This is a genomic window from Bradyrhizobium macuxiense, assembly GCF_001542415.1.
GTDB classification, from domain to species: Bacteria; Pseudomonadota; Alphaproteobacteria; order Rhizobiales; family Xanthobacteraceae; genus Bradyrhizobium; species Bradyrhizobium macuxiense.
In genome coordinates, this window is the sequence record NZ_LNCU01000084.1 from 21,787 (window position 1) to 43,721 (window position 21,935).

The following is a 21,935-nucleotide window of genomic DNA, read 5'->3' on the forward strand; positions in this document are numbered from 1 at the left end:
AGTCCGGCGGATATCCACGAAAGCGGGTATCTACGAAAATCTTGCTGACGTCTCGCGACCTTCCCAGCGACCGCTACCTCGTGGCAAGGTCCCTCGATCCAGCCGGCCTCCGATCACTATGAGATCGCGACGACTTCGATCTCCTGACCTGACACCTCGATCGCGTCTCCGACGGACTTACCCATCAACTGTCGGGCGATTGGTGAAACGAAGGAGATCATGCCTTGCTTCGGGTCGGCCTCGTCCTCGCCGACGATTCGATATGTCTGCATGCGTCCGTCGTCGCGGCTGAAGGTGACTGTGCTGCCAAAGCCGACTGTGTCAGACGTCGTCGGCTCCGGCACCACCTGAGCCGTCCGGATGCGCGCCGCGAAATATCGCGCATCCCGCAGCGGCAGCGCGCCTTGTCGCCGCCGTTCGTTCACATCGTCGATCCCTTGCGAGATCTCGTAGGCGTCTTGCGCCTCCTTCAACTGGGCTTCCAGGGCCTTCAGGCCTGTCGCGGTGACGAGGTTCGGGTGAGGTGAGATCGGGCGGTCCGGCAGCAGCGTCTCGGACGCCGTCTCGGCACTGTCTTCCTTGGTGAATGCGACGCTCACGCGTGGAACTCCTGCACAAGGCACGCGTTTGCGCGCCAACCGCTCACTTTCCAGATAGACGTGCGGCGGCCGTGGTCAACGACCTGGTCAATCCGTCCAGCCAATTCGTGAGCAAACTCGATGTCGTTTTTTAGTATCGTGTCTCCGATAGTAGTCCAGCGGAAGGGATGACAGGTGACGAAATTGCTTAGACGACCAGGACCTGCGAGCTAGGCAAGGCATTGAATATTATCATGATTTCCGTTCTCTGTCGATGTGCTGGCGCATGGTTGCGTCGCCGCCAACGTGTCTTGGCGGGCACCGCCTTGCGAGCCTTGGCGTGTTGTGCGAGGCGGCAGCCGCATCCGTTTGTTCCCGGCGAGATCATCCGATGTCCACGTTTGGTCTAGAGAGGGTCTTCTCGCCTCGAACCATCGCTGTCGTTGGCGGAAGTTCACGCCCGAACTCGCTCGGCATGGCGGTGCTCAGGAATATCAAGGCAGCCGGCTTTGCCGGCAGCGTCGCCGTGGTCAACCCGCGGCATGCCGTCATCGACGGCGAGCGCACCTTTCCTGACCTGAAGTCGATCCCGTTCGTTCCCGATCTCATCGTCGTCACTGCGCCGGCGGCGGCGATCCCGGGAATCATCGCGGATGCTGCCGCGATCGGCGTCGCCGGCGCTGCGATCCTGTCGGCCGGCCTCGGCCATGGCGCAGGTTCGCCGGCCGAGACCGTCGCGCGGACGGCGCGTATGCATGGGATGCGCCTGATCGGACCCAATTGCCTCGGTGTCATGGTGCCGCGCGCGAAGCTCAATGCGAGCTTCGCGGCGCATCGTCCGTCCGAGGGGCACGTGGCCCTGATCTCGCAGTCCGGCGCCGTTGCCGCGGCGATGGTCGGGTGGGCGGCCGAGCGGCGGCTCGGCTACTCCGGCATCGTGTCGATCGGTGATCAGCTCGATGTCGACGTCGCCGACCTGCTCGATTACTTCGCGCTGGATGACCACACCAGCGCGATCCTGATCTACCTCGAAGCCGTCAAGGACGCCCGCAAGTTCATGTCCGCGGCGCGCGCGGCAGCCCGGCTGAAGCCGGTCGTCGTCGTCAAGTCCGGGCGCTTGGCCCACGGCGCGAAGGCGGCCGCGACCCACACCGGAGCGCTGGCCGGGTCGGATGCAGTCTACGATGCGGCCTTCCGTCGCGCCGGCATGCTGCGCGTGTTCGACCTGCGCCAGCTGTTCGATTGTGCAGAGCTACTTGGTCGCGGCTTCGTTCCGCGGGGCAACCGGCTGGCGCTCCTGACCAATGGCGGCGGGCTTGGCATCCTCGCGATCGATCGGCTTGCCGAGCTCGGCGGCGCCCCCGCGACGCTGACATCGGACACGATTGCGCGGCTCGAGGAGGTCTTGCCGCAGGGATGGTCGCGCGCAAATCCCGTCGATATCTCCGGTGACGCCGATTCCGCCCGCTACGTGGCCGCGCTCGATGCGCTGCTCGAGGATGCGAACAGCGATGCGATCCTGGTCATGAATGTGGAAACGGCCGTGGCGCCGACCGAGGGGATCGCCGAAGCGGTGGCGCAATGTGTTCGTGACCGCAGGGCAAAGCGGAGCGCGGTCGCCTCGCTTGTGCTTGCAGCCTGGGCCGGCGCCGATGACCGCACCGGGGCAACCTTTGAAGCCGCCCGCATCCCGCATTTTCCGACGGAGGACGATGCGGTGCGCGCCTTCATGTATCTGGTGCGCTACCGCGAGGCCTCCACGGCGCTGGCTGCGACCCCGCCGAGCATCGCTTCGGTGTTCACGCCCGACACTGCGGCGGCGCGGCGCGTGGTCGCGAACGCGCTGGCGGAAGGACGGGCCTGGCTCGATCCGGTTGAGATCGTCACCCTGTTCGGCGCTTACGACATTCCGGTCGTTCCGACCGTCGCCGCCAATGATGCAGAGGATGCCGCGGAGAAGGCGGCTCCATTCCTGGCCGAAGGACTCGCGGTCGCGGTCAAGCTGTTTTCGCGCGACATCAGGCACAAGTCCGATGTCGGTGGGGTCATCCTCGGCTTGCGCACGAAGGAAGCGGTCGCCGAGGCCGCGACCACTGTGCTGGCGCGGGCGCGAAGCGCACGGCCGGATGCGAGGCTGCAAGGTCTCACGATCCAGCCGATGATCGTGCGGCGGGCGGCGCGCGAGCTGATTCTCGGTATTGCCGACGATCCGACCTTCGGTCCGGTGATCGTGTTCGGCCGCGGTGGCACTGCGGTCGAAGTCATCAACGACAAGGCATTGGCGCTGCCGCCGCTCGACATGAATCTGGCGCGTGATCTGGTCATGCGAACCAGGGTTGCGCGACTGCTTGTCGCCTATCGCGACGTACCGGCCGTTGCGGCCGATGTCGTGCCGCTGACCCTGGTCAAGCTGGCGCAGATGGCTGCCGACATTCCTGAAGTTGCCGAGCTCGAGATCAATCCGCTGCTTGCGGACGAAATCGGTGTGCTCGCGCTCGATGCGCGAGTGGGAATTCGCAAGCCCGCGCGACTGTTTGCAGGTCAGACCCGGCTCGCGGTCAGGCCCTATCCGTCGCAGTGGGAGGGCGAGCTTGGCTTGAAGGATGGATCGCGCGTCATCGTACGGCCGATGCGGCCGGAAGATGAGCCGATGGTCGAGGCGTTCTTCAAGCGCGTGACGGCCGAAGACCTCAGGCTACGTTTCTTCCACGCGATGAAGGAGTTCTCGCATGCGTTCATCGCCCGCCTGACCCAGCTCGACTATGCGCGCGCGATGGCTTTCGTGGCGCTGGATCCCAAGACCGGCGAGATGATGGGCGCGGTGCGGCTGCATTCGGACTCGCTGTATGAGAACGCCGAATACGCCATCCTGCTGCAATCCAATCTCAAGGGCAAAGGGCTCGGATGGCAGCTGATGCAGCTCCTGATCCACTATGCGAGGTCGGAGGGCCTGAAGCGATTGTCCGGCCAGGTGCTGACCGAGAACACCACGATGCTGAGCATGTGTCGCGAGCTCGGATTCACCGCCACCATGGACCCGAGCGATCACAGCATCGTCGACGTGGTGCTCGATCTCCGCCTGCCGGGAGTCGATGCCATCGGGGCGGATATACTGATTCGCCCTGGCCTTGATCGAGGCGGTGCGACGGCAGTTTGATAGGACATGTATCGCCTGCCTATGGCTGCGGAGGCGCAAGCATCTGTCCCGCGAGCGCCATGCCAACGAATGCGATCGTCGCCATCGCAAGCGTCCAGGTGACAAAGAGCTGGTGACCGATCAGCGCACCACTCAGAAGCGGGGCAGTGATATTGGCGCCCGACATCAGCGACTGATTGAGGCCCATGATCATCCCCTGCCGGTTGATCGCGGTGCTGCGCGACAGTTCGGCCGTCAGCGTGCTGCGGGCGAACATGGTGCCGAGAATGATCAGCGTGAGGAATACGGCAAGCAGGCTGATCCGGTTCCCGATTGCAAGTCCGGCACATCCGACGGCCATGGACGCAAACGCCGCCACGACGATGATCCGGTCTGACGCGAAGCGGTTCGCGCGGGTGATCAGCAAACCCTGGACGACCATGTTGATGAAGCCGGCATAGGCGAACACCATGCCCAATTCGCGGGCGCCGAACGGATGCCCGTCCCAACTGAATCGTGCCGACAGGAACAGGCCGATCTGCGACAGGAACATCGAATTAATGAAGAAGAACACGATGAGCAGGACGAGCAGGCGCCACGCATAGCGCATCCCGAGGATCGTGCGCGCCGGCGTCGGTTCGGGTACCCGCTGCTGGTAGAGCGGCTCGGACGCGGGGTGATCCGGCGGCAGGAGGGTGATCGTGGCAAGGATACTGATCAGCGACAAGGCGGCCGCGGCCCACACCGGCGCGGTGTCGCTGTAATGCACGAGAAGGCCGGAGAGCGCGGGACCAACCAGCAATCCGGTTCCAATCGCCCCGCTGGTCATGCCGAGCGCCTGCTTGCGGGTGGACGGTGCGCTGTGCTCGGCTGCATAGGCGTGCGCTACCGAGATATTTCCGGATGTCAGTCCGTCGATGATGCGGGCCAGAAACACCAGCGTCAGGTTGCTGGCCATCGCGAGCAGCACGAATCCGACGAAGGTGCCGATCTGGCTGACGACCAGCACGTTGCGGCGGCCGTAGCGATCGGAGAGCATGCCGACCACCGGGCCTGCGATCAACTGGCAGACGGCGTAGACCGAGATCAGCGCGCCGATCAGGAACGGCGTTGCGCCAAGCCGCTGTGAATAGAACGGCAGCAACGGCAGGATGATCCCCAATCCGGTGGCATCGACGGCCACGACAATGAAGGTCGGGACGAGCGCCAGGCTACCTTCGCCCGGAAACTCCTCGCGTGCCTCTGCCGTGGAGCCCGCCGCCATCCTGCCTTGTCCTCGTTCGCTTTTTCGTGAACGGCTGAAATATGCCAACCTATATAGTTGCAAGCTAATAGTTTGTGTCCTATCTAATTTGCATGCCTCCATCGCAAACCCAGATTCACGCCGAAATCGGCCGCCTGATCACGAGGCTCGGCCGGATCTGGCGTCGCGAGTCCGACCAGGCGCTGTCCGATCACGGCCTGTCCTATGCGACCGCCATCCCGCTGCTGGTGCTGTCGCGGCAGGGCGAAAACGTCCGTCAGGGCGTCCTGGCTGACGAGTTGGGCATCGAGGGGCCTTCGCTGGTGCGGCTGATCGATCTGCTCGAGACCGAAGGCCTGGTGGAGCGCCGCGAGGATCCGACCGACCGGCGCGCCAAGACGCTGCATCTCACCTCGGCCGGGGAGGCCAAGGTCGAGGAGATCAATCGGGTCTTGCGACGCGTGCGGGCCAATCTGATGAAGGATATCGGCAGCGAGGAACTTGCGGTAACCTTCGAGACGCTCCAGCGCATCGAGCAGCGCGGCAGCCGCTTGCAGGGCGCGAAGACTGCCCCAGAGGCGAAATAGTCATGCGCGCGGAAGAGCCGTTCATGGTCCGCCACGCGGACCTCGTTTTCGCTTTGAAGACGTTCGCCGCGTCGATCCTGGCGCTGGTCATCGCATTGGCGCTCGATCTGCCGCGCCCTTATTGGGCGATGGCGACCGTCTACATCACGTCGCAGCCGCTGGCGGGCGCGACGAGCTCCAAGGCCTTCTTCCGCGTCATGGGGACACTGATCGGTGCGACCGTGACGGTCGCGATGGTGCCGAACCTGGTCAATGCGCCGGAACTGCTTTGCCTTGCGATTGCTCTCTGGGTCGGGCTCTGCCTCTATCTGTCGCTGCTCGACGGGACGCCGCGCAGCTACGTCTTCATGCTGGCCGGATATACGGTTGCGCTGATCGGCTTTCCGGCCGTCAGCGAACCGGGAAATATCTTCGATATCGCGCTGGCACGGGTCGAGGAAATCTCGCTCGGCATCATCTGCGCAAGCCTGGTGTCGACCGTGGTGTTCCCGCGCAGCGTCGCGCCGGCGGTCGGGCGTCGCGTCGATATCTGGCTGTCGGATGCGCGTCGTCTGAGCCGCGACACGCTGCTTCATCGCGGCACCAACGAGACACGCCGCGCCCAGCGCCTTCGTCTTGCGACCGATATCGTCGAGATCGATGCACTGGGGACCCATCTTTTCTACGACCGGCTGGCCGACGCCGGAGCCGCGCGCGGCCTCGCCGAAATCCGGCTGCGCATGCTGATGCTGCTGCCCATGATTGCGTCGATCGAGGACCGGCTGACTGCGCTCGGCGAGGCGGCCTTGCGACGGCAGCCTGAACTGAGGCGGCTGCTGGACGATCTCGCTGAATGGATCGTGGATGAGGTCAGGCTGCGACAGTCGGGCGACCGGATCCGCGCCGCGATCGCCGAGAGACAGTCCGCGCTCGACGGTGCCGCGTCCTGGGAGCGCATCGTCACGACCAATCTGCTGTCGCGGCTGCGCGAGCTCGTCGATATCTCGGATGACTGCCGCGCGCTGAGCGACGCCATCGCAGCGAGCGAGGACATCTCGACCATCCCGCTGGCGTTCCGCCCCGAGGCGGGCGCCGCGCCGGTTCGCCATCGCGATCATGGCATGGCGCTGTGGTCGGCTGCCGGAGCGGCTGCGGCCATTCTGATCTGCTGCGGGCTCTGGATCGCGACCGGATGGGCGGACGGCGCCTCCGCGCCGATGATGGCGGCGGTGGCCTGTTCCTTCTTCGCCGCAAATGACGATCCCGGGCGCGGCATCAGAAGCTTCGGCCTGTGGTCGCTGGTCGCGATCGTCGTTGTCGCGATCTATCTGTTCGCGGTGATACCTCCGATTGCGCATATCGAGGTGCTGGTCATCGCACTGGCGCCGACCTTCATCCTGTATGGCTTTCTGATTGCAAGGCCGGCGACCGCGCTGACCGGCATGGCGCTCGCCGCGAACACTGCGACGCTGCTCGCGCTGCAATCGACCTACAATGCGGACTTCGCCTCTTACGCCAATTCCGCCGTCGCCTTCTTCGTCGGCGTCGTCGTAGCCGAGGTCGTGACGCGGATCGCGCGCGGCGTGGGCGCGGAGTGGATCGCCAAGCGGCTGATGTTGTCGAGCTGGAAGACGCTCGCGATCGCCGCCGAACGTCGCGGCCGCGGCGATCGCGCGCACTTTGCCGGCCTGATGCTGCATCGGCTCGGATTGCTGGTGCAACGCATCGCCTTCGTCTCCGAGAGCGATCGCCGCGACACCGACAGCCTGGTGCAGCTGCGCATCGGCCTCAACATTATCGACCTGCGGCGCGCGCGTTACGGCCTCGCCGCATCCACCATTCGCGCGATCGACGACATGCTTGACGACCTCGCCGCGGCGTTTCGCAGTCATGTGGAGGGGGCCATGCCGTTCGAGCTTCTTCGGCGCATCGATGCGGCGCTGAGCCAGGCCGTCAAGGATCCCAGCAGCGCGCGGGAAGATGCATTGATGGGCCTCGTCGGCATCCGCCGTGGCCTGTTTCCGGACGCGCCGGCATATCAGCCGCAGTCAGGGGAAAGTTTTGCCGCATGAGATATGAGATCGACATCTACGGGGTGCTCATCCCGTCACTGCTGCTCTGGCTCGTTGTCGCCTACGCCGCGAGCGCGGTGCTGAGCCGGATCATGCAGCGTTTCGGCCTCTACCGGCTGGTCTGGCATCGCGCATTGTTCAATTTCGCCCTCTTCGTCTGCGTTCTGGGCGTCGTCGTCTATCTTTCGGAGTTTTTGCCATGAAGGGGAATCTTGCCTGGCTTGGCCGCCTTGCGCTGACCGTCATCGCCGTTGTCGCGGCACTCGCCGTCGCTCGTGCGCTGTGGTCCTACTACATGGAGTCGCCGTGGACGCGTGACGGCAGGGTTCGTGCCGACGTGGTTCAGGTTGCGCCCGATGTCTCCGGCTTCGTCACCGACGTGCTGGTCAAGGACAATCAGAGCGTTCATCGCGGCGATGTCCTGTTCCGGATCGACCGCGCGCGCTTCGCGCTGGCTCTGCAGCAGGCGGACGCCGCGGTCGCCGGCCACCGCGCCACGCTGGATCAGGCCAATTCCGACCTGAAGCGCTACAGCTCCTTGACCACCGACGCGGTGTCGCAGCAAAAGCAGGAGCAGGTTCTGGCCGCCCAGCTCCAGGCCAAGGCGGCTTATGACCAGGCCATCGCCGACCGCGCGGTGGCCCAGTTGAACCTCGATCGCAGCGAGGTCCGCGCGTCGGTGAACGGTACGATCACCAACATGGACCTCAGGCCCGGCGCCTACGTCACCGCCGGCAAGGGCGTGATGGCCCTGGTCGACACCGACACGCTGCATGTGGAGGGATATTTCGAGGAGACCAAGCTCGCGCGCATCCATGTCGGCGACAGGGCGCAGATACGGCTGATGGGCCAGCCGATCCGGCTGACCGGGCACGTCGAAAGCATCGCCGCAGGTATCGAGGATCGCGACCGGGCTGAGGGCGCGAATCTGCTCGCCAACGTCAATCCGACCTTCAGTTGGGTTCGCCTCGCGCAGCGCGTCCCTGTGCGCATCGCTCTGGACCACATTCCCGACAACATAGCGCTGGTGTCGGGCCGTTCGGCGACGGTGGAGATCGGGAAATAGTGCGCGGGCTTTCACAGGCGCGCTATTGGAGGCGCCTTGCGATCGGCTTCGCGCCTGCCGCGCTATGCCATTCCGACAAGGACGATCGGGCGGTGGATAGAAGCCCGCTCCGGAAAACCGTGGTCTTCGGCTGAACGCGCGATCCGTCGATCACCTCGAGCTGGCCGCACCGGTTGAGCGTGTGCAGCTTGCGTCCGGTCCATGCCGGTCCGGGCTTGAGCGAATGCCGCACGGCCTGCCGGTATGTCGTCGGCGACAATTCGAGAACCTCGGCAAGGCCGAGCGCCGCGCCATATCCGTTGGAGCAATCCTGCACCGGCCGCCAGAGCCGTCCATTGATGTTCACGAAGTTTCCGGCCGGCCGGACACTCGCGCGATCCATCAGGACCGGATTGTTCGCGTGGGGCGTCCAGGGGCCGAACAGCTGTTCGGCGTAATAGATCGCCAATGTATCGGAGTATCCGCCGGTGCCATCGCGCCAGGCTCCGAACAGATAATAGAGGCCATTGTGCCGCGTGATCGTCACATCGGCAAGCTCCAGTCCGGAGAGCAGCGTGCTGTGACGCTCCCACTTGTCCGGAAACCGAATGCATTTGTAGAGCGGGACGTCCCGATGCTCCGAGCTTTCCGGGATCATCCACAGCTCGCCATTGTCTTCGATCAGGAACGGGTAGGACAGATGCCACGGCTCCTCCAGCACCGGCAGGACGTTGGCAACCGGCCCGTGGCCGTCGAACTCGATGGCGGAGATGATACCCTTGCCGACGCGGTGATCGAGGTCCTCGAAGAAGACGAAGGTTCTTCCCTGCCACTTGACCGGGAAGGGGTCGGCGAAGAAACGATGTCCGGGATCCCCGAGCACGTTCCAGGCAGGTCCGGACAGATCACCGGTGTGCCAGACATCCGCGTTTTCGCTATAGCGCCATCCGACGTGCCAATGCGGCGCGTAGCAGCAGAGGCGATAGATCTCCTTGGCAACCGAAGCCGCCAGGCCACGCGCGACATAGGCGGCGGGATTCTGCGGCGTGCTACTGCCGGCCGAAGGGGCAAGCTGCGGCACCAGCCGTGGAGTCCCGGACAGAACCGCCGCCAGCATCGACAGCGTTCGCGCCATGACCGTATCGAGCGAGCCGCTCAGGCCGGTTGCGATTTCTCCGGACGGATGGCCGCGATCCATGACCGTACCGTCAAGCTCATTGACGATCTCGATCACCGGCAGGTCGCCCGCGAGGATGGCCGCAAGCGCGGCGTTTTCTCCCGCCGCGCCGTTGAATCTTGGGCGAAGGTAGAGCCGGGCGGAGCAGCTTGGGTCCCGTGTCGCCGTCGTAAAATCGACGACTACGTCGGCCTTGCCCAATGGAGCGCGCGATCGTTCGGGGATCGCCTTCAATGCGTCGGCGCCGCCGGCCTTGCCCTTGCGCAATACCATGCGCTCGAGGTCGAACAGCACCTCCAGGCCCGCAGGCCGCGGCTGTATCGTCGCGGTCCACGCGATCTGAACCGGGACGTCCTGACCGTCGACGGACAGCGTCTCGCGACACATCCAGAGCCGGGCATGCTCCCGTTCGCAGCGAAACTCGATGATCATGTTCGGCCCATTCCAATGACCTCGTCGAGAATGTGGACGTATTCGTCGACCATACTATCTAGCGAATAGCGCGATTTCAGGCCCTTGGCGCTTTGTCGCAGCTCTGTGCTGAGCGCGCTGTCCGTCAGGACCCTTGAAACGGCGGCCGACAACTCGGCCTGATCTGCAGCATCAACGAAAATGGCCGCGGGCTTGCCGGCGAACGACAGCACCTCGCGCAAGACGGGGAGGTCATTCACGACGCAGGGAATGCCGGCGCTGGAGGCCTCGACGGCGGCGAGACCGAAGGTTTCGGCCTGTGAGGGGAACACGAACACGTCCAGGCAGGCCAGGAAGTCCGCCATCTGCCGCGGCGGAATCTCGCCGATAAAGTGCAATCGATCGGTGACCTTCAGCTCGTCGGCCAAGGTCCTGAGCCGTTCCTCATCCGCGCCCTGGCCGGCGAGCGCTAGGTGCCACGACGGTTCGCCGGCCAACAGACGGATCACCGCATCAAGCCGCTTGTGCGGGTGCAGCCTCGCGGCGCAACCGAGCAGCACATGATCCGGTGGCAGCTTGAACTGCTGCCGCGCAATCTCCTTTGGCAGACTCTGTGATTTGTCGTCGAAACCGTGCGGGACGTGCTTCATGCGCGATCGATACGGCGCCGGGTACCGTGCGTACTCGCGCTCCATATCCCGCGAGTTCAGCGTGATGCACGTAAAGAAGCCGAGACTGCCCATCACGATATCGGCGGTGCGTACCGGCCGGCTCATCGACAGCGCTGAAGACACCTGGTTGGCGATGACAGGCGCGCGGCTGACGAGGCGCGACACGCCCGCGCCGATGACGTTGCCGAAATGCTGGAATGTCAGGACGGCATCGGGCTTGATGGTCCTGATGTGACCGGCGAGCGTCCACAGCATCTTGAGCAGTGCGAGCGGATTTCCCGGGCGGCTCATCGAGCAATAGAGCGTATTGGGCGGCTCGTCGAAGGAATCCGACTTGCGGAAGAAGAACAGATTGAAGACTTCATAGCCGCGCGCGGTCAGGCCGCTACCAAGCAGCCTCGAGATCTCCTGCGCCCCGGCATTCTCCGCCTGCGTCTGCATCAAAATGACGCGCCGCTTCGGCTGGATCTTGTTTTGCCGATCGCATGATGCGGATGACGATTGGCGCGTCGCCTCGCGCAAGTCTGTGCCTGGCTTGTAATGGAGCACGGAGTCCTCAGCCGTTGGGGGAGTGGATGCATCTCCCTCATTTTTGTGCTGATACTTATCACGCGAGACACGCTCGTACGTCGAGTAACGCGTGTTGAGGTTACTGCCCATTTTACTGGCTTGCTGGCAAAACGAGATTCCACAGTGTGGGCGGCAGGGTACAGGCAGCTCGTTAACTAATTGGTTACGGCCATGCATCGCTTGCGGCCATGCAACCAGAGGTAACGGTCGATTAACCATAGATATCTACTTAGGGCGGGCCGCTGAACAGTGAAATGCCAGTTGAACTTGAGTCCAAACCCATGATGTTCGGTCGTCGCTTAGGCCTGAGACGGTCCGATCCAACGGATCCTGCAGCGTCGTGGGAAACCACTGCCTCAGCTCGGAAGGCCGCAGCCGAAGCCGCCACGGGCGTGCTGACTCTCTCCGGTACTATTTCCTTTCTGCGCGAAAATGGCCGACGCATTTTGGGACTGGCGTCGGTGATCTTTGCCGTCGGTATCATCATCTTGCTGCTTGTTCCGCTTCGCTACGCGGCAACCGCGCTGGTCGTCGTGGATCCGCGTGAGCAGCGCGTGACCACGGATCAGGACGTGCTGCCGGGAATCGGCCAGGACGCCGCCGCGCTTCAGAGCCTTGTTGAGATCGCCAAATCCGATGGATTTCTGCGGCCGCTGATCGATCAGCTCAAGATCGCGGACGATGAAGACATCGCCGGCGGCAAGACCGAGACCACGCGCCTGCTCGATAAGTTCCGCAGCCGGCTCGATATCTCCCGCCGCGGGCTCACCTACGTTATTGCCATCAAGTTCACGTCGAACAATCCGCAGCGCGCCGCGTACTATGCCAACGCTGTGGCCGAGGCGTTCGTGGCCAATCAACGCGGGACCCGCGTGGTGGCCACTGACGAGGCCGCCGACTGGCTGAAGAGCCGGCTCAAGACGCTGAACGACCGGTTGAGGGCGTCGGAGGATGCCGTCGCCGCCTTCAAGCTCGAGCACCGGATCGTGAATGCCGGCAGGGAATCGACAACGCAGCAATTGCGTGTCACCGAGCTGACGCAACAGGTTGCCGGCGCGCGCGCCCGCACCGAGGATGCCAAGGCGCGCTACGAGCAGGCGCAGCGCGACCTCAAGGCGAATGTCGACGGTCCGGTCAAGCAGGATCTCCTGAGCGCGTTGCGGACGCAGCGCGCGGCGCTCAACGATCAGATCGCGCAAAAGCGCGCGGTCCTTGGCGACCGTCATCCCGATCTCATCATATCGTACAGCCAGTTGAACGATCTGAACCGGCAGATCGACGTCGAGCGCAAGAAGAACATCGAGACCGCGAAATCGGAATACGAGGCGCAGCACGACCAGCAGAAGAGTCTCGAAGATCAGTTGAAGGCGGCGGAATCGCAAATCTTGGTTGATGGCCAGGCACAGGTCAAGCTGCAGGAGCTGCAGCGGGATGCGGACGCCAACAAGAATATCTATGAGCAGTTCCTGTCGCGGTACAAGACGACCGATGAGCAGCGCCTGCTGCAGAACTCGCAGACCAAGGTCGCTTCGCCCGCCACGCCGCCGGTGCGCTCCACCCTTCCACCGCTTCCCTTGCTCCTCGCCGCGCTCGCGATTGTCTCGCTGCTGATGTCGACGGCCATTGTCGCCGCTCCGGGCCTGAAGCTGCTTCCGTCGAAAGGTGGTCCGGAGTTTCGTCGCGCGGATTCACCCGCGTTGCAGCCGGAATTGCCGCCGGGGCTTCCGGTCCTGGCCCGGATTCCCAATCTGGCGTCACCGGATTCCGTCAGAACCGTCTGGCAGACCCCGATCGTCAGCACGGCCGAGCCCGACCTTAGTCGGCATCTGCAGCGCGTGATCGAGACGATCGAGGAGCTTCCGGGCCCGCACGGCAAGGTCGCGCTTGTGTTGTCGGCCGAGGCCGGCGCAGGCGGCAGCACGGTTGCGCGATCGCTCAATCGGTCTGCCGTGAAGAGCGGCATGCTCAGCGTCCTGATCGAGATGGAGCAGAATTCGTCCGATGCGACGTCCGCGACGCAGGCGTCCGGCATCGTCAAGTCAGACCTCCGTTCCATCGATGAGCTCCTGGGCGCCAGCAGGAAGAACCAGCCGCTGCCGCCGGACGATATCCGTTCCGATTTCGGCCTCATCATTGTTGACGCGTCGGCTTTTGCCGCCCGGCCGGACGCCGCTGCGCTGGCCGCCTACGCCGATCTGGTCATCCTGGTGGTTCGTGACGGCCCGACCAATGCGGACGCCTTACGCAAGGCGAGAGCGGACCTGTCGAAATCAGGCACGGTGCCGACAGCCCTTGTGTTCAATCGCGTAGCGGCAAACTCGGCCGCGCGCGCCGCTCAAACCGACGCGTTGGCGAGCTGAGCGCAGATCGCCGCGCGCCGACTGAACCGTCTAGTCGTTTGAGTCAGCAGTACGGACCGCGTAGGTATCCGCCTTGCCCGACGAGAAGTGAGCAAGCGCCAGAATGGACGGGTCGAGGCCGGTTCGCCTGCGGCACAGCACGTTGAGTGCGATCGTGGCGAGCGCGAGCGACGCAGTAGCCGAAATGGCGGCGCCAAGCACGCCGAGCCAGGGGATCAGGACGATAAACCCGATAAGCCGTAACGCCACGTTGGCGGCAACGACAGGGACGTATTCGCGCTCGTGGCCGGTCAACTGCAAGATCGCGGCGGCCGGGCCGCCTGCCGCCTGGAACGCCGTGCCTATAGCAAGCACGATCAACACCCATTGCTGAGTGACGAAATGCGGTCCGAACAGGCCGAGAAGATGGGGCGCTCCGACCCAGACGAGGAATAGCCCGGTGAAGACGCACAGCGCGGTCACCTCCGCCATGAGCTTCAAGGTATGCTCGAGCTCACGGTGGCTCTTGCTGAAATACAGCGATGGGAGCCGGCGCGCGCCGAACGTATAGAGCGCGGCCGACAGCATGGCGAAGAGGTTCGCCAGTCGTGAGGCGGCGAAATAGACGCCGGCCGTTGCGGGATCCAGCATCCAGTAAACGATGATGACGTCGAAATACTGGTTTGCCGCCTCGAGGATCGAGGAGAGCCAGAAGCGAAATGCGCTCGTTCGCCAGCGGGCCTTCTCGAAGCGCGCGGTCACGTCGCGCAGGTTTGGGAGAACGCGGACGATCGAGACGATCTGCACGAGCAGCCCTGCGGACATTGCGACTGCCATCGCGGTGATCAATTCGGCGGGGGTGAGCTGCCGATGACCGAACAGGATCGCGATCAGAAACAGGACGACGGCAACGCGCCAGAAGAACTCCCGGTTGCCTTCCCCCATCAGGATGCTGACCAGGGATCGCGCGATCTGGCTGCCGAGCATCAGGCCGGCATTGACGGCTGTAAACGCCGAGATCGACAGGATCATCAGCCACCACTCGCCGCGAATATATGCCACCGCCGCGACGGCGGAGATCGAGATCAGCACGGCGATCGCCGAACCCTTCAGGCTCGATAGCAGCACGCCCTTGGTGAGATCGGTCCGGCCTCCGACGTCGTACTCGTTGAGGAATCGAACCAGCAGCAATTCCTGGCCGATCAGGCCCACCACCGATGCGATCTGGGCGATCGACAGCCAGGTCGCAAAATCTCCAAATGCGTCGGCCGACATTGTTCTCGCCGCCAGCGAGAACAATGCGAACGCAAGCCCGCCGCTGCCAACCTTGAGAAGGATGGTCCCGGCAACGCCGCGCGTCACGTCGCGCCGCATCAGCTGGAGAAGAGAGCCAAACATGAAGGCGAGGGACCTTTCTCCTTCCGAGACACTGCCAAGCTGTTCAGGCCTAGCACTCGGTGGAGCGGGGAGTGTTAACGTTCGGTTGCTAAGATTCAGTTCCTTCTTGCCGGTCGGATCTGTGTTCAAGTGTGAACCGGTCGCCTTGCTCCATTCCGAAACGCATCCGCCCGTGCTGTCTCCAAATGAAGCAGGCGCAGCTGCGCCCTCGCGGCCGGCATGGTCGCGTGAATGAAGCGGGGCAGGGCCCTGTCTGCGCATCACCGGCACGATATCGTGGCTCTCCAGGGCTCGATTGGAGCCATCGATCCGGCAGCAAACGATCGCTCATTCCGCTGCCTGGTCACGAGAAAACGGGTTTTCATGATACCCATCGTGCAAGGCCTGTGCCGCGCTGCCATCCGCCAGGTTTCATGGGCTGCCGTTAACCTCAATGGCGGAACGCGCCAGACTGGTTCGGGAGGAGGGATGCGGTCGGCAAGAGAATTGCAGTCCCGCCGGCATCAGCCGTTGGAGTGGACCGCATGACCGCCGACCCGAGCACGACAAAGCCGATCAAGGCAGACGACGCCGAAACTATCGAAACCGATGTTGCCATTATCGGCGCCGGGTTGACCGGCTCACTCGCCGGCGCCGTGCTCGCCCGGGCCGGCTACCGCGTTGTCCTGATCGACAAGCGTACGGTCCCTCCACATGAATTTCGCGTCGAGAAGATCGCCGGCACGCAGGTCGAGATCTTTCGCCGGCTCGGCTTCCTCGGCGATATCGAAGCCGCCTCGTCCACCTTCGACCGGGTGCTCAATATCAGGGAAGGCAAGGTGGTCGATGTCAGCGTCCGCCGCGCCTACGGGATTCGCTATTCCGACCTGGTTGCCACAGCCCGGCGTCTCCTGCCGGATTCGTCCAGCTTCATCCGCGATGAGGTCACCGGCATCAATTGCAGCGCAGACCTTCAACATTTGCAGCTGGCGTCCGGAAAACGCGTCACGTCACGTCTGGTCGTTCTGGCGACCGGCATGGCGGGAGCACTCGGATACAATCTCGGAATGACGCGGCGGGTGCTTGCCGCGCGCCATTCGGTTTCATTCGGTTTCTCGATTGCGGCGCCGGAGGACGCGCCGTTCGACTTCGAGTCGCTCACCTGCTACGGAGGGCGGACGACCGACGGCGTCGACTATCTCAACCTGTTTCCAGTCCCGGACGGCATGCGGGCAAACCTGTTCCTGTTCCGCGACCCGAACGATCCGATCATGCGCGAGCTGCGGCGGGATACCAAGGCGACGCTATTTCGCCTGATGCCGGGATTGCAGCATTATGTCGGTGAATTCCGCGTTATCGATCAGGTGCAGAACTGGGTCATGGACCTGTCCGTGATCGAAGGTCACGTGCAGCCGGGTATCGTGGTGGTCGGCGATGCGTTTCAGACCAACTGTCCTGCCGCCGGGACCGGCGTAAGCCGTCTGCTGATGGACGTCGAGCGCCTCTGCACGGAGTACGTCCCGCATTGGCTTGAGACCGACGGCATGGGCATCGAGAAGATCTCGCAATTCTATTCCGATCCGGACAAGATCGCGGCCGACCAGCGCTCGCTGCAAGTGGCGCACTTTCGCCAGGCGCTGGCCTCGAGCACGGACATTCGATGGAACGTGCAGCGGAGGCTGCATTTCCTGCGACGGAGCATCACTCACCGGGTGGACCGGATCAGGCCCGGTTGGATCGCGCGTGTCCGCAGCGCGCTCAGGTAGTCGGGACAGGGCCCTGATGCGGCCCTGCTAACGCGCGTCGGTCGAGGTCCGGACCGGCGCGCCCCTGAAATCAGCCATTCGCTTGACCGCCTGCTTGATCCAGGGCGCCTGTTTCAGCGCGAACATCGCGACGGACCCGACGGCGCTGCCGGCCTGCGTCACGGACGACATCGGCGACGGCTGGCCACCGAACAGCTTCTTGTACGGCTCGTCTCCGATGGTGAAATCGAGGACATGATCGCCGCGCTCGATACACGCCTTTGCGACCTGTTCGAACGTCAGCGCGCCGATCGACTGGCTCTTGTATCCCTCGATGTCGAAGGCCGTCATCAGGATGAGGTAGCTGTCACGATGCGACAGGCCGAGCACGGTCGCAATCACATTGCCGTCCATCTTCATGACGTATAGCCGGACAAGCGAGCCGAGTCCGCGTACCGCCACGTCGGCGTAGAAGTCGAAATATTCGGGACGTTGCAGCAGATCGCCGTCGCCCTGGGCCTGAAAGCGCGGGCCGCGAAACTTCTTCATCGCCTCCATCGCCTCCAGGATGGAAGCGCTGTCCGCGCAACTCGCGAAGGTCAGCGTGCCCTTCTTCTGAACCTGGCGCCACTTCTTTGCGAGTTCTTTTCGGTAGGACGGATTGAGCGCGTTGGCCTGCCATCGTTCGAACGGTGCGGTGAGAACCGTTGCATACGAATTCGAATCCGTGGTGACCCGGCGAGGTGCGCCAAGAAGATTTTCGATCGGCATGCGCGCATCAGGCAGTTTCGGCAAGCGCAAAAGGTCGAACGGCCTGACGAGTTGACGAAGCTTCGTGTGGACATTCTGGTCCTGAAGCAAGGCTGCGAATGTGTCGACGGTACAGACGGGCGCAAGGTAGTCCGACACGCGGAGGTCTGCGAATTCGATCATCCGCAGGGGCCCGCGCCGTACCCGGAGCAGCGGCAGCACCGCGGCAAGGGCGCCCGTTGCGCGATGGCGAACGACGACAATCAGCGGCCTCGCCGCCATGACGGGGGCGAGCTTGCGATAGAGGCTGTCCAGCCACAGGGGATGTTGAAAGGCTGTGGCGTCCGAGTCCCTGAACAATTCCAAGTATTCTTGAGACAAAAAATTGAATGCGCCGTCGATGCAGACATCGAACGCATCACTGTTCTTATTCATGTGAGACCAGACAACCGGTAATTTCAAAAGCACCGCCCGAGCCGGCGCCGCGCCCTTATAGCAAAGGCAGATCGGTTCGGGCAGCGGCGGAATGCGATTTGTATTAATATAATGCATGCGTCGTTGCGCCGATCGCGAAGCTGCATGATCGGACGGCCGAGCCGCGGAGCGGGATTGCGGCTGTGTCGGTTGCTCTGCCTCTAGGCGGCCGCCGCCGGTCGCATGGCCTTCCATTCAGGTCGCCATCGTTAACGAACCGTTGACCATCGGTCAGCGGCCTCTGCAAGAACCAATGCGTGCGAGCTGGACCGGATATTGCACTTCGGGGCTCGTACGTATTGGAGCCTTTGGTGAACATGTTGAGTGACAGTCAGAACGCTCGTGTTTTCTACGAAAATTCATCCGCGCAACCCGACCGCGACTGCACCCGGCGTATCAATTCCGGCCGGGCTGCCCCGCCTGTCCGAATTTGCAACACGTCACGCTACGCGCAGCTGAAGCCGTCGGCGGATATCCCCGCACTGGTGCCGGTGCCGAGCGAGCGGCCCAATACGCATGAACGTCGCGCCAACCCCCTCGGCAGGGCCGCGACCGCAAGCGTCGCGCGGGAGACCGTGGGCGGGCTGCGGCTTGCCGTGCTCGACCTCGAGCAGACGGCCGACTTCATGATCGACATGGTGTTTCCGCGCCGGCGCGTCATCAGCCGGCCGTTGTACCTGACTTCTGCCAACGGTGAGGTGCTGTCACGGTGCTCGACCGAGCCGATGACCGACAAGCTGTTTCGCTCCGCCGATCTGATCAATGCCGACGGGCAGCCGCTGGTCATGATGTCGAAGCTCCGGTCGCAAAAGCCGCTGCCCGAGCGCGTAGCGACGACCGACCTGTTTCATATCGTCGCGCGCAAGGCGCAGGACCTCGGGTTGACCTTCTATCTATTCGGCGCCGATGAAGCGGAGAACGAAGCCGCGGTGACCAACGTCCGCAGGATCTATCCGAAGCTCAAAATCGTCGGTCATTCGCATGGCTACCTGCGCGGCGATGCGCTGCGAGCCAAGGTCGACGAGATCAACGCGCTGGCCCCGGACTTTCTCTGGGTTGCGCTTGGCGTGCCGTACGAGCAGGCGTTCGTCGAGGAATTCATGCCGCGGCTTGCCAATGTCGGCGTCATCAAGACGTCAGGCGGGCTGTTCAACTTCCTGTCGGGCAGCCGGCCGCGCGCGCCGAACTGGATGCAAAGCCTGGGACTGGAATGGGCCTGGCGTCTTTGGCTCGAGCCGCGCCGGCTGTTCTGGCGCTACCTGACCACGAACCCGCATGCCCTCTATCTGTTGTTCAACCGCACCCGAGCCTCGCAATCCAAGCGGGACTGAAGGGCACGCGGGCTCGCGTATGACCCGTATGTTCCGGCCGGGCCGGCCGGGGCAGCAATTCGTTAACCGTGCCTGATGAAGCTCGACCGATGACCAGAGCGCGAACCGAGATGGGGTGGGAGACGGCCGACAGCGCGGTCTGGCAACCTTGCAGCCTCGAAGCGGAGAACGTCGCAAAGACGGTCATCAGTTGGTCGATCACCATCAACGTGGTCATGTCGATGGGGACGCTCAACGCGGGCCTGCTGGCGCCGGAGCAGACCTATCTGCAGCAATCCGTCGCGCTTCTGATGTGGGGCGTGCTGATCTACGCCAGCGCGTTCGTGCGTCCGTGCCTGCGGCTGGCGTTCAACCTGGACACGCTCGCGATCGTCGCATTCTACAGCTTTGCCACGATCTCCGTGCTTTGGACCAATCTCAGTCTTGCCGCCTTCATGAAGGCCGCGGCGCTGGCGATCACGACCTTCGGCGCATTCTGCCTCATCACCCGCGTTGAAATCGACGACCTCGTCAAGGCGACGGCTCGGGGCCTGTTCGTCCTGATTGCGGCCTCGGTGCTTTGTGCCGTGTTCGTTCCGGATATCGGGATCGATCATACCTGGATGCATAATGGCCAATGGCAGGGCGTGTTCGATTCGAAGCAGACCCTGGGCTTCGCGGGAACCTATCTCATGTTCTTCGCGTGTTATCGAAAGATAACCGGACAGGCGTGGCTTCCTTTCCTCGTCACCTTCCTGCTCGCCGCAACCTGCGTATTGCTGTCGGAGTCGCGCGGCGCCGGCGCGCTTGCGCTGGTTGCCTGCGCACTCGTGTTGACATCCTTGTGGTCGGTCAGGTGCATGAAGGTCTATGCGGTGCTGCCCTGCGTCATGTGCGTCGCGGCCCTCGTCCTGATCCTGTATTTCTATGTCACCGGGTATGATTCGATCCATGTCTTCGATTCGACGATCGATTTCACGGAGCGAACGTTCATCTGGCAATACGCCATCGGTCACTTCGATGATGCGCCGTTGCTCGGCTTCGGCATCAACGGGTTCTGGACCAACCCGACGATCTACGATTACTTCGAGCAGAGTCACGGCTGGGTGCTGGACAATTACCACAACGGCTACATCGCCGTTCTCATCGAAACGGGATTTGTGGGTTACGTGCTGTTCATGGCGAGCATCTTCCTGTTTTCGAAGAAGGTGCTCTATCTTATCTCTGAGCGGGCGATCGACCGTTTTCATTGCGCCCTGATCATCGGTTTCGTGTTCCTCAACTTTCAGACGAACTTCACGGAGACGACATTTCTCCGTTCCACGATGTTTACGGCGGTGCTGCTGGTTACGTTTTTTCTCGCGGTTTGCAGGCCCGTACCGTCGCCAAGTTCACAGCCATCCTGAGTGGAAGCCGCAATGACCGTTATCCGCGCCCGCTGGCCAGGCGCCTTCAATCTGGTGCTGTTGGCATTTCTCTCTATCGTGCTGGCTTCGCGGGTCGGTGCAGCGGAGCGCGGTCCGTCTCAGGGAGTGGCGGCGCTGGGACGCGGTATCAACATTCTCGGATATGACGGCATCTGGGAGGGTTACCAGAATGCACCATTCCGCCTCGACAATCTCACGGCCATTCGCAAGGCTGGCTTCTCCCACGTCAGGATCAACTTCTTCGGATTCAAGTACATGGATTCCAGGAACGTCCTGGATGAAGCCGTCTTGCGCCGGCTCGACTTCGTGATCGAACAGGCGCTGGCCAGGAACCTGATCCCCATTCTTGACGAGCACGATACCGAGCTGTGCCAGCGCGACGTTCCGACATGCGCCGAGAAGCTCAAGGCATTCTGGCGGCAGGTCGCACCGCGCTATGCCGGGAAGTATCCTGCGCTGGTCTTTGAAATTCTGAATGAGCCCGGAGGAAACATGACCTCGGCCGAGTGGAATTCGCTGCTCGGCGAATCCCTTGTCATCATCCGCGCCGCGAATCCCGAGCGAAAGGTCGTTGTCGCGGTGCTGAACACCGAGGAGGCTCCGATCGACGAGCTGGCGCTGCCGGCGGATGACCGAGATCTGATCGTGACGTTCCATTATTATGCGCCGCTCCGGTTCACGCACCAGGGCGCGCCGTGGTCGCCGATATTCTCGAAGATCGGTCCGTTGAACTGGGGCACGGCAGAGGACGAGGCCAAAGTCACTGCCGATTTCGAGAAGGTCCGTCTGTGGTCGGAGCGGGAGCGGCGTCCGATCTATCTCGGCGAATTCGGCGTTTACGAGCGCGCGCCCTCGGACAGCCGGACCAGATATCTGTCATTCGTGGCGAGAAGCGCTGAGAGCCATGGCTGGGCATGGGCCTACTGGCAGTTCGATCACGATTTCGCAGCGTTCGACGGCGCTCGTCAGGCGTGGAAACAAGACACCTTGCGCGCGATCATCCCTTCCGCGCACTGAGGCTGTCGCCGGGCCTGCGAGCGAGAT

At 63.2% G+C, this 21,935-nt stretch carries 16 protein-coding genes; 10 read left to right on the forward strand and 6 right to left on the reverse strand.

Going from position 1 to position 21,935, the window contains the following annotated elements; all coding sequences use genetic code 11:
* Window positions 1-116: 116 nt before the first annotated feature.
* Complete coding sequence (gene greA, locus AS156_RS24710) at window positions 117-599, reverse strand: transcription elongation factor GreA (protein ID WP_066509806.1); 483 nt, start codon at window positions 597-599, stop codon at window positions 117-119.
* A gap of 370 nt (window positions 600-969) precedes the next feature.
* On the opposite strand from greA, the gene AS156_RS24715 reads away from it, so the two are divergent.
* Window positions 970-3,735: a bifunctional acetate--CoA ligase family protein/GNAT family N-acetyltransferase gene (locus AS156_RS24715; RefSeq protein WP_066509808.1), complete on the forward strand. Its 2,766-nt coding sequence runs from the start codon at window positions 970-972 to the stop codon at window positions 3,733-3,735.
* 19 nt (window positions 3,736-3,754) lie between these two features.
* On the opposite strand, the gene AS156_RS24720 is transcribed toward AS156_RS24715, so the two are convergent.
* Entirely contained in the window at window positions 3,755-4,978 is a 1,224-nt protein-coding gene (locus AS156_RS24720; protein WP_066509809.1) for an MFS transporter, read from the reverse strand.
* A 92-nt stretch (window positions 4,979-5,070) separates the two neighbouring features.
* On the opposite strand from AS156_RS24720, the gene AS156_RS24725 reads away from it, so the two are divergent.
* The 4 genes from AS156_RS24725 to AS156_RS24740 are packed head-to-tail and all read left to right on the forward strand — an operon-like array spanning window position 5,071 to window position 8,661.
* Complete coding sequence (locus tag AS156_RS24725) at window positions 5,071-5,544, forward strand: MarR family winged helix-turn-helix transcriptional regulator (protein ID WP_066509811.1); 474 nt, start codon at window positions 5,071-5,073, stop codon at window positions 5,542-5,544.
* Window positions 5,545-5,546: 2 nt separating this feature from the next.
* The gene (locus tag AS156_RS24730) at window positions 5,547-7,595 is read left to right on the forward strand and encodes an FUSC family protein (RefSeq protein WP_066509815.1); all 2,049 of its coding nucleotides are present in this window, start codon (window positions 5,547-5,549) and stop codon (window positions 7,593-7,595) included.
* Window positions 7,592-7,798, forward strand: coding sequence for a DUF1656 domain-containing protein (locus tag AS156_RS24735; RefSeq protein ID WP_066509817.1), 207 nt, complete (start codon window positions 7,592-7,594; stop codon window positions 7,796-7,798). The genes AS156_RS24730 and AS156_RS24735 overlap by 4 nt, the downstream gene beginning before the upstream one ends.
* Window positions 7,795-8,661: an efflux RND transporter periplasmic adaptor subunit gene (locus AS156_RS24740; RefSeq protein ID WP_066509821.1), complete on the forward strand. Its 867-nt coding sequence runs from the start codon at window positions 7,795-7,797 to the stop codon at window positions 8,659-8,661. Before AS156_RS24735 ends, AS156_RS24740 begins: the two co-directional genes overlap by 4 nt.
* Window positions 8,662-8,683: 22 nt before the next feature.
* On the opposite strand, the gene AS156_RS24745 is transcribed toward AS156_RS24740, so the two are convergent.
* The gene (locus AS156_RS24745) at window positions 8,684-10,249 is read right to left on the reverse strand and encodes a glucosamine inositolphosphorylceramide transferase family protein (protein WP_066509823.1); all 1,566 of its coding nucleotides are present in this window, start codon (window positions 10,247-10,249) and stop codon (window positions 8,684-8,686) included.
* Window positions 10,246-11,559: a glycosyltransferase family 4 protein gene (locus AS156_RS24750; protein WP_082747711.1), complete on the reverse strand. Its 1,314-nt coding sequence runs from the start codon at window positions 11,557-11,559 to the stop codon at window positions 10,246-10,248. Before AS156_RS24750 ends, AS156_RS24745 begins: the two co-directional genes overlap by 4 nt.
* Window positions 11,560-11,750: 191 nt before the next feature.
* Here AS156_RS24750 and AS156_RS24755 point away from each other — a divergent pair, with 191 nt between their 5' ends.
* Window positions 11,751-13,829: a GumC family protein gene (locus tag AS156_RS24755; protein ID WP_066509825.1), complete on the forward strand. Its 2,079-nt coding sequence runs from the start codon at window positions 11,751-11,753 to the stop codon at window positions 13,827-13,829.
* A 30-nt stretch (window positions 13,830-13,859) separates the two neighbouring features.
* Here the strand turns inward: AS156_RS24755 and AS156_RS24760 are convergent, their stop codons facing one another.
* Window positions 13,860-15,206 (reverse strand): lipopolysaccharide biosynthesis protein, encoded by a 1,347-nt coding sequence (locus AS156_RS24760; protein ID WP_066509827.1) that lies wholly within the window; start codon window positions 15,204-15,206, stop codon window positions 13,860-13,862.
* Between the two features lie 524 nt (window positions 15,207-15,730).
* Here AS156_RS24760 and AS156_RS24765 point away from each other — a divergent pair.
* Complete coding sequence (locus tag AS156_RS24765; RefSeq protein WP_066509830.1) at window positions 15,731-16,951, forward strand: FAD-dependent oxidoreductase; 1,221 nt, start codon at window positions 15,731-15,733, stop codon at window positions 16,949-16,951.
* Window positions 16,952-16,978: 27 nt separating this feature from the next.
* On the opposite strand, the gene AS156_RS24770 is transcribed toward AS156_RS24765, so the two are convergent.
* On the reverse strand, window positions 16,979-18,040 hold the full coding sequence (locus tag AS156_RS24770; RefSeq protein ID WP_245313046.1) for a GNAT family N-acetyltransferase: 1,062 nt from the start codon (window positions 18,038-18,040) through the stop codon (window positions 16,979-16,981).
* A gap of 425 nt (window positions 18,041-18,465) precedes the next feature.
* On the opposite strand from AS156_RS24770, the gene AS156_RS24775 reads away from it, so the two are divergent.
* The 3 genes from AS156_RS24775 to AS156_RS24785 all read left to right on the forward strand — a co-directional run bounded on the left by AS156_RS24775 (window position 18,466) and on the right by AS156_RS24785 (window position 21,908).
* Window positions 18,466-19,485, forward strand: a complete 1,020-nt coding sequence (locus AS156_RS24775; protein ID WP_347336644.1) for a WecB/TagA/CpsF family glycosyltransferase — start codon at window positions 18,466-18,468, stop codon at window positions 19,483-19,485.
* Window positions 19,486-19,574: 89 nt separating this feature from the next.
* Window positions 19,575-20,870 carry an O-antigen ligase family protein gene (locus tag AS156_RS24780; protein WP_066509836.1) on the forward strand — a complete coding sequence of 432 codons (1,296 nt, stop codon included), beginning with the start codon at window positions 19,575-19,577 and terminating at the stop codon, window positions 20,868-20,870.
* 12 nt (window positions 20,871-20,882) lie between these two features.
* Entirely contained in the window at window positions 20,883-21,908 is a 1,026-nt protein-coding gene (locus tag AS156_RS24785) for a glycoside hydrolase family 5 protein (protein WP_066510066.1), read from the forward strand.
* Window positions 21,909-21,935: the final 27 nt, after the last annotated feature.